Annotated in this window: 14 protein-coding genes; all 14 read left to right on the forward strand. The window is 63.7% G+C overall.

The window, feature by feature from the left end:
- The first annotated feature begins 181 nt into the window (after positions 1-181).
- Positions 182-1,597, forward strand: a complete 1,416-nt coding sequence (gene ffh, locus LVE68_RS16705) for a signal recognition particle protein (RefSeq protein WP_232941576.1) — start codon at positions 182-184, stop codon at positions 1,595-1,597.
- 178 nt (positions 1,598-1,775) lie between these two features.
- A complete protein-coding gene (gene rpsP / locus LVE68_RS16710) occupies positions 1,776-2,015 on the forward strand; it encodes a 30S ribosomal protein S16 (RefSeq protein WP_232941577.1) in 240 nt (79 codons plus the stop codon).
- 29 nt (positions 2,016-2,044) lie between these two features.
- The gene (gene rimM / locus LVE68_RS16715; protein ID WP_232941578.1) at positions 2,045-2,584 is read left to right on the forward strand and encodes a ribosome maturation factor RimM; all 540 of its coding nucleotides are present in this window, start codon (positions 2,045-2,047) and stop codon (positions 2,582-2,584) included.
- 4 nt (positions 2,585-2,588) lie between these two features.
- Positions 2,589-3,368 (forward strand): tRNA (guanosine(37)-N1)-methyltransferase TrmD, encoded by a 780-nt coding sequence (gene trmD, locus LVE68_RS16720; RefSeq protein WP_232941579.1) that lies wholly within the window; start codon positions 2,589-2,591, stop codon positions 3,366-3,368.
- Positions 3,369-3,483: 115 nt separating this feature from the next.
- A complete protein-coding gene (gene rplS, locus LVE68_RS16725; protein ID WP_232941580.1) occupies positions 3,484-3,834 on the forward strand; it encodes a 50S ribosomal protein L19 in 351 nt (116 codons plus the stop codon).
- A gap of 112 nt (positions 3,835-3,946) precedes the next feature.
- Positions 3,947-4,840, forward strand: coding sequence for a site-specific tyrosine recombinase XerD (gene xerD, locus LVE68_RS16730; RefSeq protein WP_232941581.1), 894 nt, complete (start codon positions 3,947-3,949; stop codon positions 4,838-4,840).
- Between the two features lie 187 nt (positions 4,841-5,027).
- Complete coding sequence (locus LVE68_RS16735; protein ID WP_232941582.1) at positions 5,028-5,774, forward strand: DsbC family protein; 747 nt, start codon at positions 5,028-5,030, stop codon at positions 5,772-5,774.
- A 355-nt stretch (positions 5,775-6,129) separates the two neighbouring features.
- Complete coding sequence (locus LVE68_RS16740; RefSeq protein WP_233006737.1) at positions 6,130-7,455, forward strand: homoserine dehydrogenase; 1,326 nt, start codon at positions 6,130-6,132, stop codon at positions 7,453-7,455.
- A gap of 180 nt (positions 7,456-7,635) precedes the next feature.
- Complete coding sequence (gene thrC / locus LVE68_RS16745; protein WP_232941583.1) at positions 7,636-9,024, forward strand: threonine synthase; 1,389 nt, start codon at positions 7,636-7,638, stop codon at positions 9,022-9,024.
- A gap of 26 nt (positions 9,025-9,050) precedes the next feature.
- Positions 9,051-10,778: a single-stranded-DNA-specific exonuclease RecJ gene (recJ, locus tag LVE68_RS16750; protein ID WP_232941584.1), complete on the forward strand. Its 1,728-nt coding sequence runs from the start codon at positions 9,051-9,053 to the stop codon at positions 10,776-10,778.
- Between the two features lie 64 nt (positions 10,779-10,842).
- Positions 10,843-11,754: a DMT family transporter gene (locus LVE68_RS16755; RefSeq protein ID WP_232941585.1), complete on the forward strand. Its 912-nt coding sequence runs from the start codon at positions 10,843-10,845 to the stop codon at positions 11,752-11,754.
- 2 nt (positions 11,755-11,756) lie between these two features.
- Entirely contained in the window at positions 11,757-12,392 is a 636-nt protein-coding gene (locus tag LVE68_RS16760; protein ID WP_232941586.1) for a LysE family translocator, read from the forward strand.
- A gap of 75 nt (positions 12,393-12,467) precedes the next feature.
- On the forward strand, positions 12,468-12,926 hold the full coding sequence (locus tag LVE68_RS16765) for a hypothetical protein (RefSeq protein WP_232941587.1): 459 nt from the start codon (positions 12,468-12,470) through the stop codon (positions 12,924-12,926).
- Between the two features lie 59 nt (positions 12,927-12,985).
- The gene (locus LVE68_RS16770; protein ID WP_232941588.1) at positions 12,986-13,381 is read left to right on the forward strand and encodes a MerR family DNA-binding protein; all 396 of its coding nucleotides are present in this window, start codon (positions 12,986-12,988) and stop codon (positions 13,379-13,381) included.
- Positions 13,382-13,388: the final 7 nt, after the last annotated feature.

Raw genomic sequence — 13,388 nt, forward strand, 5'->3', positions numbered from 1 at the left:
ACAGCGCGCCGGTACTGGAAAGCCTGTGTCCCGCTGGCGGTATTTCTGCTGTGGGGGCTCCTGGGCTATACTGCCGCGCCCCAGACATTGTGGAGCTGCCTTCGTTAGGAGGGAGTTCTGGTATATCGCACAGGCCGGTCCGGGTTGACCGGCCGGTCCAGAAAGAGATCGAGACGTACATATGTTCGACAACCTGAGTGATCGCCTCTCGACGGCCCTGAAAAAGGTCACCGGTAAAGCGCGCCTGACGGATGACAATATCCGCGACACACTGCGCGAGGTGCGAAAGGCCCTGCTGGAGGCGGACGTGGCGCTGCCGGTGGTCAAGGCTTTCGTGCAGCAGGTGCGGACCGCTGCCGTGGGCCAGAAGGTCAGCAAGTCGCTGAACCCGGGCCAGCAGTTCGTCAAGATCGTGCAGGACGAGCTGGTCCAGGTCATGGGCGAGGCGGCAACCCCGCTGAACCTGGCCGTGCAGCCCCCGGCCGTTATCCTGATGGCCGGCCTGCAGGGTGCGGGTAAGACCACCAGCGTGGCCAAGCTGGCCAAGTACCTTCAGGAGCGCGAGAAGAAGAAGGTGATGGTGGTCAGTGCGGACGTCTACCGTCCTGCGGCCATCAACCAGCTGGAAACCCTCGCCGGCGAGGTGGGTGCACTGTTTCACCCGTCCGCCCCGGAGGACAAGCCGCTGGATATCGCGCGCAGTGCGATGGACGCGGCGCGGCGCCAGTTTGCCGATGTGCTGATCGTGGATACCGCCGGCCGCCTGCATATTGATGAAGAGCTGATGGGGGAAATCCGTGAGCTGCACGGGGCGCTGGACCCGGCGGAAACCCTGTTCGTGATTGATGCCATGATCGGCCAGGATGCCGTCAATACCGCCAGCGCTTTCAATGACGCACTGCCGCTGACGGGCGTGATCCTGACCAAGGCCGACGGTGATGCCCGTGGCGGTGCGGCACTGTCCGTGCGCCATGTGACCGGCAAGCCGATCAAGTTCATCGGCGTGGGGGAGAAGACCGATGCACTGGAAACCTTCCACCCGGACCGTATTGCCTCCCGTATCCTGGGGATGGGCGATATTCTCTCGCTGATCGAGCAGGCCGAGCAGACCATCGACCGGGGCAAGGCGGAGAAACTGGTCAAGAAAGTGCAGAAGGGCAAGGGCTTCGACCTGGAAGACCTGCGCGACCAGTTGCAGCAGATGCAGAATATGGGTGGTCTGGGCTCACTGATGGAGAAGATGCCGGGAATGGGCAATATGGCCCAGATGGCCCAGCAGGCTGACATGGGCAAGGAGTTCAAGCGTATGGATGCCATCATCAGCTCCATGACCCCTGCCGAGCGTCGCAACCCCGATATCCTCAACGGCTCGCGCAAGCGCCGTATCACCGCCGGTTCCGGCACCCAGGTCCAGGACCTCAACCGCCTGCTCAAGCAGCACAAGCAGATGGGCAAGATGATGAAAAAGCTCAAGGGCGGCGGCATGGGCAAGCTGATGCGTGGCATGGGTGGCATGCCGGGCATGGGCGGTGGTGGCGGCATGGGTGGTATGGGCGGCATGCCCGGCGGCCTGCCTCCGGGCTTCCGCAAGAAGTAGGGTCCGGGCGGTAATCGCGGGACCGCGGAAAAACCTTATCCGACAGCGTGTTAAGCGCTATACAAATATCGGGCGGTACATTAGAATACGCCGCCTTTCAGCCGGGTGAGCTGCCGGCTAGTTGTTGTTGGTGGTCGTGAATCGCGACCGCCCAGTATTGAACTTACAGGAAAGCTACATGGTAACCATTCGTTTGGCTCGTGCCGGTGCTAAGAAGCGCCCGTTTTATCACCTGACTGTGACCGACAGCCGCAAATCCCGCGACGGTCGTTTTATCGAGCGCGTCGGCTTTTTCAACCCGGTCGCCCGTGGTCAGGAAGAGCGCCTGCGCGTTGAGCGCGACCGCGTCGACTACTGGGTTAGCCAGGGCGCCCAGGTTTCCGATCGCGTCAGCAAGCTGCTGAAAGAATCCGCCTGAACCAGGTCGGTAACGTAGAGAGAGCGCCCGTGACGGAGAACAGATCCCATTCCGGTGAACTGGTCACGGTCGGGCGCATTACCTCCGTCTATGGTGTGCGCGGTTGGGTGAAGGTGCATTCCTTTACCGAGCCGATGGACAATATCCTGCAATTCCACGACTGGTGGCTGCAGGATGGCGACGGTTGGGAGCCGCTGCAGATAGATGGCGGTCGCCGCCACGGTAAGGGCCTGGTTGTCCATATCAAGGGTGTGGATGATCGCGACCTCGCCGCCCGTTTCTGCCAGCGCGATATCGCGGTGAGCAGTGCGCAGATGCCATCACTGGCCGAGGGTGAGTACTACTGGCACCAGCTCGAAGGGCTCGCGGTGATCAGCCAGTTTGGCGATGCCGAGCACGATCTGGGTAAGGTGGAGCGCCTGATGGAGACCGGGGCCAACGATGTCCTGGTCGTGCGGGGCGGAAAGGACGGGCGTGAACGCCTGATCCCGTTCCTGCCGGGTGAGTACATTACCGATATCGACCTGGACGCCGGTGTGATTACCGTCGACTGGGATCCGGAATTCTAGCGCCATGAGTGCCCGGCGTATCGCGCTGGTGAGCATCTTCCCGGAGATGTTTGCCGCCCTGACTGAATACGGCATCAGCGGCCGGGCAGTGAGGGATGGCCTGCTGGAGGTGCGCTGCTGGAATCCCCGGGATTTCACCAGCGACCGGCACCGTACCGTGGACGACCGGCCCTATGGCGGTGGCCCGGGCATGGTGATGCTGGCAGAGCCGCTCTACCAGGCGCTGGCTGCCGCGCGAGCGTGGGCAGAAGAGGGCGGCGCAAGTGCCCGCTCCATCTACCTGTCGCCGCAGGGCCGGCCGCTGGACCAGGGCGGTGTCGAGGAGCTCGCCGACGCGGGCAACCTGGTGTTGCTGGCGGGGCGCTATGAGGGTATCGACGAGCGTATCGTCGAGACCCTGATCGACGAAGAGTGGTCGATCGGTGACTATGTTTTAAGTGGTGGCGAGCTGGCCGCCATGGTGATGGTGGATGCTGTCACGCGGCTGATTCCCGGGGCCCTCGGGCACGATCAGTCGGCGGTGGAGGACTCCTTCGCCCAGGGGCTGCTGGACTGTCCGCACTATACCCGTCCCGAGGAATACCGGGGACGGTCGGTGCCGGAGGTGCTGTTGTCCGGCAACCACGAGAAAATTCGGCGCTGGCGCCTCAAGCAGGCCCTGGCGCGCACCAGCCAGAGGCGGCCCGACCTGCTCGAGCGCATCGAGCTGACAGGGGAGCAAGCTGCCCTGCTGGAGCAGATCCGGTGCGAGCAGAATGCCGGCACTGGCACTGAAGAGCATTGAACACGGGTTCGCGACACTGTCGCGGATCGCATTGACAGGTCGAATTCGCCGGGAGGCGAGAGTAATTCGGCAGCCTAGCTGAGAAGCTACATATCTGTATTTGGGAGAAGTCCAAATGACCAATAAAATCATCCAGCAGCTGGAACAGGAACAGCTGAAGAGCGAAGTTCCTCCTTTTGCCCCGGGCGACACCGTCGTTGTCCAGGTAAAAGTAAAGGAAGGTAACCGCGAGCGTCTGCAGGCGTTCGAAGGTGTGGTGATCGGCAAGCGCAATCGCGGCCTGAACTCCTCCTTCACCGTGCGCAAGGTATCCCACGGTGTTGGCGTTGAGCGTACCTTCCAGACCCACAGCCCGCTGGTCGACAGCGTCCAGGTCAAGCGTCGCGGTGACGTGCGCCAGGCCAAGCTGTACTACCTGCGCAACCTGACTGGTAAGGCCGCGCGCATCAAGGAAAAGCTCAACTAAGGGCATTTTCTCGATAAGCGGTTACGCGAAAAACCGGGGCAAAAGCCCCGGTTTTTTTATGCCCGGTATTCGGGTGCGCCTGCGGCGATGGCCGCTGTGGTTTAATACGCCCATGGAAACCTCCCCCGAACAACAGCGGTTGATCGAGTCCTGGCTGGATATGCTCTGGGCCGAGCGCGGTGCCAGTGAGCATACGCGGGCGGCTTACGGCCGCGACCTGAGGGCGTTTGCGGCCGCCTGTCGCACCGGGTTGCTCTCCTGCGGTGGCGCCGAGGTGCTGGCCTACCTCGGGCAGCGCCATCGCGCCGGGCACTCGGCCCGCTCCAGCGCGCGGGCCCTGGCGGCCCTGCGCAGCTTTTACCAGTACTGCCTGCGCCAGGGGCTGGTGCAGGAGGATCCGGTAGCGCTGGTGGAAAACCCGAAATTGCCCAAACCCCTGCCCAAGTCCCTGTCCGAAGCGGACGTGGAGGCCCTGCTGGAAGCGCCAGACCTGGACAGCGATATCGGCCAGCGCGACCGCACCATGCTGGAGCTGTTGTACGCCTGTGGCCTGCGGGTGACCGAACTGGTGGAGCTGCGAGTTAGCCAGGTGAACCTGCGGCAGGGTGTGGTGCGTGTATTCGGCAAGGGGGGCAAGGAGAGGCTGGTCCCGCTGGGAGAGGCCGCGCAGGGCTGGATGCAGCGCTACCTGGCGCAGGTGCGCCCCAACCTCCTGCCCCCGGGAGAGAGTGATACCTGTTTCCCGGGGCGCAAGGGGCGCCCCATGACCCGCCAGACCTTCTGGTACCGGGTAAAGCACTGGGCCGCTGCAGCAGGCATCGAGAAGCCGCTGTCGCCCCACACCCTGCGCCACGCATTCGCCACCCATTTGCTCAATCACGGTGCCGACCTGCGCGTGGTGCAGCTGCTGCTGGGCCACAGCGACCTGTCCACCACCCAGATATACACCCATGTGGCACAGGCGCGGCTCAAGTCCCTGCACCGGGAGCATCATCCCCGCGGGTGATCGGGCCCGGCAGCCCGGTGATTCGGCGTGGAATTTCCGGATTCTGTCGCCGCACGGTGGTATAGATGCGGCGAATATTGTAAAACGCGCCATGGACAACGATTGACGCGGAACCATGCCATACTGGCTGGAACCCGGGAGGGTCCGGTGAGTCGAAGCGAATAAAGAGACTGAGGAAATTGTGAGAATGACGCTGATAAGAAAGCCGCTGATCCTGGTCGGCGCACTGTTGGGCCTGCTGGTGCAGGGTGCCCAGGCCGAGGTGGACGCGAACGTGGCCAAGGCCATCAAGGCGAAGCTGCAGTCAGCCAATCCCAAGGCCAGTTACGGCGAGGTGACCGAAAGCCCCATCGCCGGTCTCTATGAAATCGAGGTCGACGGCAACACCACCCTGTATGTGTCCAAAGATGGCAGTCACTTTGTTTATGGTGATCTTTTCCAGGTCAAGACCGGTGAGCTGGTAAACCTGTCCGAGCAGCGTCGCGGCAAGCAGCGTGCCCAGGTATTGGAGGCATTGGATACCGACGACATGATCGTCTTCTCCCCAAAGGGCGAGACCAAGACCCACGTTTATGTGTTTACCGATGTGGACTGTGGTTACTGCCGCAAGCTGCACCAGGACGTACCGGAACTGAACAAGCGCGGTATCGAGGTGCGCTACCTGGCATTCCCCCGTGGCGGACTGAACTCCCTCGGCTACCGCAAGATTGCGACTGCATGGTGCGCCGACGACCGCAACAAGACCCTGACCGCCCTCAAGAACCGTGAGAACGTCTCCCTCAAGGTCTGCAACGACAACCCGGTCGCCGAGCAGTACAAGCTGGGCAACGAGGTGATCGACGTGCGCGGTACACCGACCATCGTGATGCCGGACGGTACCGTAGTGCCCGGCTATGTGCCGCCGGCCACCATGGCCAAGGCCCTGGGTATCTGATCCGACCGGTCCCTGTCCCGAGAGAAGGGCGCCCCCGGTCGCAGCCGGCGGGCGCCTTTTTTATATCTGCCCGGGGCGGTCAGGCTTGCAGTGGGAGGCCTGTGGGAGCACCCGCTGAAGCGTCTGCGAGACGAGGCGGGGGAGCCTGCCCGTCGCGCAATTTTATTGACAATTTAGCCATTTTCTCGGTAATGTTGTCGTCCTTTTATCGATTTGAGAAACACTTATTGCGCTGTTGCCTGGCCCGGCACCGGCAGCCCGCCAGTCAGTGCGCGGCTCCGGGCGTCACCGCGGGCCGATTGCGCGGAGGGAAGTTGTGAGCGCAACCGTTGAAGAAACCACGTCTGTCACCCCCCTGAAACCTGCCGGCGAGCCTCGCCGCGCGGTGCGTATTGGCATCTGTGGCCTGGGCACTGTGGGCAGCGGCACCGTCAATGTCATGGCGCGTAACCGTGAGGCCATTGCCGCGCGCTGTGGGCGCCCGGTGGAAATCGTGCAGATCGGCGCGCGGCGGGATAATCCCGCCTGTGACATCAGTGGTATCAATATCTCCCGGGAGATATTCGATGTCGCCAGCAACCCGGATGTCGATGTGCTGGTGGAACTGATCGGCGGCACTACCGTGGCCCGCGAGCTGGTGCTGGCGGCGGTTGCCAATGGCAAGCATGTGGTCACGGCCAACAAGGCTCTGATCGCCGAGCACGGCAATGAGCTGTTTGCCGCGGCGGCGGAGCAGGGTGTCACCATCGCCTACGAGGCGGCGGTGGCCGGGGGTATCCCGATCATCAAGTCGCTGCGTGAGGGCCTGGTGGGCAACCGCATCGAGTGGCTGGCGGGAATTATCAATGGCACCGGCAACTACATCCTGACCGAGATGCGGGAGAAGGGCCGCAGCTTCGACGAGGCCCTGCGCCAGGCGCAGGAGCTGGGTTATGCCGAGGCAGACCCAACGTTTGACGTGGAGGGCATCGATGCCGCCCACAAGCTGGTGATCATGGCATCGCTGGCATTCGGCATGCCGCTGGCGTTCGACAAGGTATACACCGAGGGTATCAGCGGGGTTTCCAGTGAGGATATCCGTTACGCCGATGAGCTGGGTTACCGGATCAAGCACCTGGGTATCGCGCGCGGAACCGACAAGGGGGTGGAGCTGCGAGTGCATCCCACCCTGATCCCCCAGCGGCGCCTGATTGCCAATGTGAACGGGGTGATGAACGCCGTGCTCGTGAGCGGCGACGCCGTGGGTCCGACACTTTACTACGGTGCCGGTGCCGGCGATGAGGCCACCGCCTCGGCGGTGATCGCCGATATCGTGGATGTGGCGCGGACACTGGAATCCCGGCCCGAGGAAAGGGTGCCGCTGGCAGGCGTGACCCGCGACAGCCAGGGGAATACCGACGTACTGCCCATGGACGAGGTGGTGACCAGTTACTACCTGCGCATTTCCGCCCACGACAAGCCCGGCGTGATGTCGCAGGTGGCCAGTATCTGCAGTGACCAGGGCATCAGCATCGAGGCCCTGATCCAGCACGAGCCGGCCGAGGGCGAGGCGCTGGTGCCGGTGGTGATCCTCACCAGTCGCGCCCGCGAGGCGCGCCTGCGGGAGGCGGTGGCACAGATTGAAGCCCTGGACACGGTCGAGGGCGCAGTGGTGCGCATCCGCGTGGAACCCCTGGGCTGAAAGGCCATCCCGCGACCCCGGTACCTAACCCGGTACCTGTGGGAGCGGCCCATGGCCGCGATCCGTACTGGCCGTGGCGCTGGCAACCCTGTGGCAAACAGCCTTTTCGGCAATTGTTTGCCACAGGGTCGCCAGCGCCACTCCTTCAATGAATCCTCAAGATTGAATACCGAATAAACCGTGAAATTTATCAGTACCCGTGGCCGCGCGCCCTCCCTGTCCTTTGCCGATACAGTCCTCACCGGCCTCGCCAGCGATGGCGGCCTGTATGTGCCGGAAACCCTGCCAAAATTCTCCCGGGACGAAATCCGTGCGATGGCGGGCCTCGAGTACCCCGAGCTCGCATTCCGGATTATCCAGCCCTTCGCTAATGGTGACCTCGCTGATGATGAGCTGCGGGGCATCATCGACCGCGCCTACAGCACTTTCCGCCACGAGGCGGTGGCGCCACTGGTGCAGACCGCCAGCAGCGAGTGGGTACTGGAACTGTTCCAGGGGCCCACGCTGGCGTTCAAGGATTTTGCCTTGCAGTTCCTCGGCCAGCTGTTTGACCACCTGTTGAAAAAACGGGGCGAGCAGGTGGTGGTCATGGGGGCGACTTCCGGTGATACCGGCTCGGCCGCCATCGAGGGTTGCCGCCACTGCGACAATATCGATATTTTTATCCTGCACCCGCACAACCGGGTGTCCGAAGTGCAGCGCCGGCAGATGACCACCGTGCTGTCCGACAACGTGTTCAACATCGCCCTGGAAGGGAACTTCGACGACTGCCAGAACATGGTCAAGGCGAGTTTTGCCGACCAGTCATTCCTGCCCGACGGCCGTCGCCTGGTGGCGGTTAACTCCATTAACTGGGCGCGGATCATGGCCCAGATCGTTTACTACTTCTACGCGGCCCTGAACCTGGGTGCGCCGGATCGCACGGTCAATTTCTCGGTACCCACGGGCAATTTTGGTGATATTTTCGCTGGTTACCTGGCCCGCAAGATGGGGCTGCCCATCGATCAGCTGGTGATTGCCACCAATGCCAACGATATCCTGCACCGTTGCATCAGCGATAACGACCATTCACCCCGGGAGCTGGTACACAGCCTGTCGCCCAGCATGGACATCATGGTGTCCAGCAACTTCGAACGGCTGTTGTTCGACCTCTACCAGCGCGACGGCGAGTCGGTGGCCAACCTGCTGGCCGACCGCGGCGCGCCCATGTCCCTGGACGAGGGTGCGCTGGCGCGGGCGCGGGAAGTGTTTTCCTCCTGCCGGGTCGACGATGCCCGCACCGTCGAGGTGATCCGTGAGGTGTACCAGGCCAGTGGCTACCTGCTCGACCCCCACACCGCCATCGGCCTCGAGGCGGCCCGCAGGACCCGGCGCTCGCATACGCAGCCGATGGTTTGCCTGGCCACCGCGCATCCGGCAAAATTCCCCGATGCCGTTGCCCGGGCGCTGCCGACGCAACAGATTCCGCTGCCGGCCCATATGCAGGACCTGTTCGAGCGCGAGGAGCGCTACAAGGTACTGCCCAACGACCTGGAGCAGGTCCACAGGTTTATGGCAACGGCGTTATGAATACACCGACAACCAGCTGAGACAGAATGAGCAAAACAATTCAGCGACGGCCAGTGGATCTCTCCACTGGCCGTTTTGCATCTGACGTACCCGAAATCCTGCAGCGCGTGCTGCTGGGGCGCGGTGTGACCAGCGAGGATGCCCTGGAGCACCGCCTGGCACGCCTGCACTCGCCGGACGCCATGCGCGGTGTGCAGGCGGCGGTGGAGCTGCTGGTGGAGGCAGTGAGCGCACAGCAGAAGATCCTGATCGTGGGCGACTTCGACGCCGACGGAGCCACCTCGAGCAGCCTTGCCGTGCTGGCCCTGGGGGCAATGGGGGCGCCCTCGGTGGAGTTCCTGGTGCCGAACCGCTTCGATTTCGGCTACGGCCTGACGCCGGAAATCGTCGAGGTGGCGAAGGACTACCAGCCCGACCTGCTGATTACCGTGGACAACGGCATCAGCAGTATCGATGGTGTCGCCGCGGCCCGCGCGGCGGGTATGCGGGTGATCGTAACCGATCACCACCTGCCGGGCAGTGAGCTGCCCGAGGCGGATGCGATCGTCAACCCGAACCAGCCCGGATGCGATTTCCCCAGCAAGGGCCTGGCCGGGGTGGGGGTGATTTTTTACCTGCTGAGCCGGCTGCGCACCGCCCTGGTACACAGTGGCTGGTTTGCCGAGAGCGGCATTCCAGCACCCAATATGGCGGACTACCTGGACCTGGTGGCCCTGGGCACCGTGGCGGACCTGGTGCCGCTGGACCACAACAACCGTATCCTGGTGCACCAGGGGATCGCGCGTATCCGCGCCGGCCACTGCCGGCCCGGTATCGCGGCGCTGCTACAGGTGGCCGGGCGCGACCAGCGGCGCCTGTCCACCACCGATATTGGCTTTATCCTCGGCCCGCGTATCAACGCGGCGGGGCGCCTGGATGACATCGGCACCGGTATCCGCTGCCTGCTGACGCAGGACCCGGAAGAGGCGCGCGAGCTGGCTTCGGAACTCGATGCCCTGAACCGTGACCGCAAGGCGATCGAGCAGGGGATGCAGCGGGAGGCCCTGGCGGCGCTGGACAAGTTGCACCTGGAAGGCGAGATTCCCTGGAGCCTGTGCCTCTATGACCCGGGCTGGCACCAGGGCGTGGTGGGTATCCTGGCCAGTCGCATCAAGGAAAAATTCCATCGCCCGGTGATTGCCTTCGCCGAGGGTGACAACGGGCTGGTCAAGGGGTCGGCACGCTCGATCCCGGGGCTGCATATCCGCGATGCCCTGAGTGACGTGGCGGCGGCCCACCCGGACCTGATCAGCAAATTCGGCGGCCACGCCATGGCGGCCGGGCTCAGCCTGCCGGCGGAAAAGCTGGATGCCTTTCGCGATGCATTCGAGGCGGCAGTGCGCTCGCGCCTGGACGAATCGCGCCTGCATGCGGTGATCGAGTCCGACGGCGAATTGCAGCCCGGCGACTTCACCCTGCAGACTGCCGCCATGCTGCGCAACTGTGCCCCCTGGGGCCAGTCATTCCCCGAGCCATTGTTCGACGGCGAATTCCTGCTGTTGCAACAGCGGATCGTGGGCGAGCGCCACCTGAAAATGACAGTGGCGCCGCAATCCGACCCGCAGCGGGCCGTTGATGCCATCGCCTTCAATGTGGATACGGACCAGTGGCCGCAACCGGTGGATAAAATCAGGCTGGCCTTCAAGCTGGATATCAACGAGTATCGCGGCCGCGAGTCCCTGCAATTGCTGGTGGACCACCTGGAGCCGGCCTGAATCCGGCAAGTCTTTTATCGAGTTACCGGGCCGCGTCGACCGCGCCCCCTGTGGATGTACCTGAATGAATCGCAAGCAAGCCCGGGCTGAAGTCCTGCTCCTGCTGGCCGCCCTGTTCTGGGGACTCGCCTTTGTGCCACAGAAAATCGCCATGGCACATATCGAGCCCCTGGCGTTCAATGCCTGGCGTTTCTTCCTGGGCGGCCTGCTGTTGATCCCGATTGTTTACTGGCTGTCGTCGCGACGCGACCTGCAGCCGGGTGAGGAGGGCGGTCATCGAGTCCATCATACCTGGCGCCGCTGCCTGCCCGGCGGGGCTGTGCTGGGTTTCTGGCTCTTCCTGGGGGCGGCCCTGCAGCAGGCCAGCCTGCTGTACACCACTGCCGGCCGCGCCGGGTTCATCACCGGCTTCTACCTGTTGCTGGTGCCTGTCATTGGCCTGTCCCTGGGGCATCGCACCAATCGCTGGACCTGGGCCGGGATCGGGCTGGCGTTGCTGGGACTCTACTGGCTGGCTGATTTCAGTGAACAGGCCCAGCTGATCGGCGACCTGATGGTGTTTGCCAGCGCGTTTGTGTTTGCGGTGCAGGTGCTCTCCGCCGATCATTTCGTGCGTCGCTACGATGCCCTGCGCCTGGCCTGTATCCAGTTCCTGGTCTGCGGTGTCCTTTCCGGGGTTGCCGCGCTGGTGGTGGAGCAGCCCAGCCTGCAGTCGGCCGTGGACGCCGCCTGGCCGATCGCCTACATGATGGTCTTCTCCACTGCGATCGCTTTCACCTTCCAGTTGCTGGCCCAGCGCCATGCGGCGCCCTCCCACGCCACCGTCATCATGAGCCTGGAGGCGGTATTCGCGCTGGTGGCCGGCTGGCTGTTCCTGAATGAGGTGCTTTCAGTGCGGGAACTGCTTGGCTGTGGCCTGATGCTGGCTGGTATGCTGGTCAGTCACTATGGCAACCATACGGGAACACATCACTGACTATGGGGTTGATCGACCTGTCGCTGCTGGCACTGTTTGTGCCGACATTCTTTATCGTCTCCATCACGCCGGGCATGTGCATGACCCTGGCGCTGACGCTGGGTATGTCCGTGGGTGTGCGTCGCGCCGGCTGGATGATGCTGGGGGAGCTGGCCGGGGTGGCGCTGGTATCCGTGTCCGCGGTGCTGGGCATCGCCGCCCTGATGCTGAAATACCCGACCGCATTTACCGTATTCAAGTACCTGGGTGGGGCCTACCTGGCCTGGGTCGGGGTGCAGATGTGGCGCTCCCGTGGCCGGATGGTGATGGTGGCGCCCGCAGACAGCGGGGACAAGCCGATACCCGCGCGCCGCGCGCTGGTGACCCAGGGCTTTGTCACCGCCGTGGCCAATCCCAAGGGGTGGGCCTTCACGATCGCCCTGTTGCCCCCGTTTATCAACGACAGCCTGCCCCTGGCGCCGCAGCTGGCGGTGCTGGTTGCTATCATTCTGCTGTTGGAAACCCTGTGCATGCTCATCTATGCCGGCGGAGGACAGACGCTTGGGCGCCTGCTGCAACGCGGTGAAAATGTCACGGTGATCAATCGCATTGCCGGCAGCCTGATGCTGGGCGTGGGGGGCTGGCTGGCGTTCGGCTGAACCGGCGATCCGGCGGTCCGGCGCATCGGTATTCCGCCCACTTGCGGGCAGTAACTTTAAGGAGGAAGAGAGCCCATGAAAAACCTGATACTGGTTGTGAGCCTGCTGCTGTTGGCGTCTGGCTGTGCACCGCGGGAAGAGGAAAAGCCCACCCCGGACGATACCACCGCCGAAAACGGCGGCAATGGCCAGCAGGAAACCGGCGAGGCGGAAGCCGTGCCGGCGGAAGAACTGGTGTGGGTGTTCCGGGCCCGCGGCAACCGCCAGTGCGAGAACGGCGGGACAACCCTGGAACAGAGCAGCAGCAGCCTCACGGCCGCCGGTGTGGACATCCAGGAATCCCGCTGCGGCACCCGCACCGACCGGATGTATGCCAGCGTCTGCGGCGGCCAGACCGGGGATATCCTGCTGCACCTGGTGGAAAAAACCTCCCTGGACACGGTCCTCCAGCAGGGATACGACCCCGTCGACAATATCCAGTACCAGCAGGCCAGCTGCCCCGGCAATGGCACCAGCAACGGTAACGGCAACTGAAGCCGGCCCGGTGTACAATGGCGCCTCCTGGAACTTTGCGGTGATTGACGGGAGGCCAGATGAACATCTCTGCTGCGGCGCAGGTGAGTGGGCTGACCACCAAGGCCCTGCGCTACTACGAATCCAGCGGCCTGGTGGTCCCCGGGCGCTGCGCCAATGGTTACCGTGACTACAGCGACGCCGACCTGGAGGCGCTGCATTTTATCCGTCGCGCCCGCAATGCCGGTTTCTCGGTGGACGAGGTGAGCGACCTGCTGGCACTGCATCGCAATCCCCGGCGCCGCAGCCGCGAGGCCCGGGCCATGGTCGAGGGCAAGCTGGGGCAGCTGGAACGGCAGATAGAGCAGCTGCGTGACATGCGCGCGACCCTGCGGGAGCTGGCGCGGGACTGCCCGGGAGACGATTCCCCCGAGTGTTCAATCCTGGCCGGGCTGGCGGCTCCCGGAGCCCGCTGACAGGGGG

Origin of the sequence: Microbulbifer sp. YPW16 (genome assembly GCF_021290385.1) — a bacterium.
GTDB lineage: Bacteria > Pseudomonadota > Gammaproteobacteria > Pseudomonadales > Cellvibrionaceae > Microbulbifer > Microbulbifer zhoushanensis.

Excerpts from the sequence above, each read along its gene's own strand:
- LVE68_RS16765 (WP_232941587.1), top strand. The coding sequence starts at position 12,468 with ATGAAAAACCTGATACTGGTTGTGAGCCTGCTGCTGTTGGCGTCTGGC.
- LVE68_RS16735 (WP_232941582.1), top strand. The coding sequence starts at position 5,028 with ATGACGCTGATAAGAAAGCCGCTGATCCTGGTCGGCGCACTGTTGGGC.
- trmD (WP_232941579.1), top strand. The coding sequence starts at position 2,589 with ATGAGTGCCCGGCGTATCGCGCTGGTGAGCATCTTCCCGGAGATGTTT.
- recJ (WP_232941584.1), top strand. The coding sequence starts at position 9,051 with ATGAGCAAAACAATTCAGCGACGGCCAGTGGATCTCTCCACTGGCCGT.
- LVE68_RS16755 (WP_232941585.1), top strand. The coding sequence starts at position 10,843 with ATGAATCGCAAGCAAGCCCGGGCTGAAGTCCTGCTCCTGCTGGCCGCC.
- rpsP (WP_232941577.1), top strand. The coding sequence starts at position 1,776 with ATGGTAACCATTCGTTTGGCTCGTGCCGGTGCTAAGAAGCGCCCGTTT.
- LVE68_RS16760 (WP_232941586.1), top strand. The coding sequence starts at position 11,757 with ATGGGGTTGATCGACCTGTCGCTGCTGGCACTGTTTGTGCCGACATTC.
- xerD (WP_232941581.1), top strand. The coding sequence starts at position 3,947 with ATGGAAACCTCCCCCGAACAACAGCGGTTGATCGAGTCCTGGCTGGAT.
- LVE68_RS16770 (WP_232941588.1), top strand. The coding sequence starts at position 12,986 with ATGAACATCTCTGCTGCGGCGCAGGTGAGTGGGCTGACCACCAAGGCC.
- ffh (WP_232941576.1), top strand. The coding sequence starts at position 182 with ATGTTCGACAACCTGAGTGATCGCCTCTCGACGGCCCTGAAAAAGGTC.
- rplS (WP_232941580.1), top strand. The coding sequence starts at position 3,484 with ATGACCAATAAAATCATCCAGCAGCTGGAACAGGAACAGCTGAAGAGC.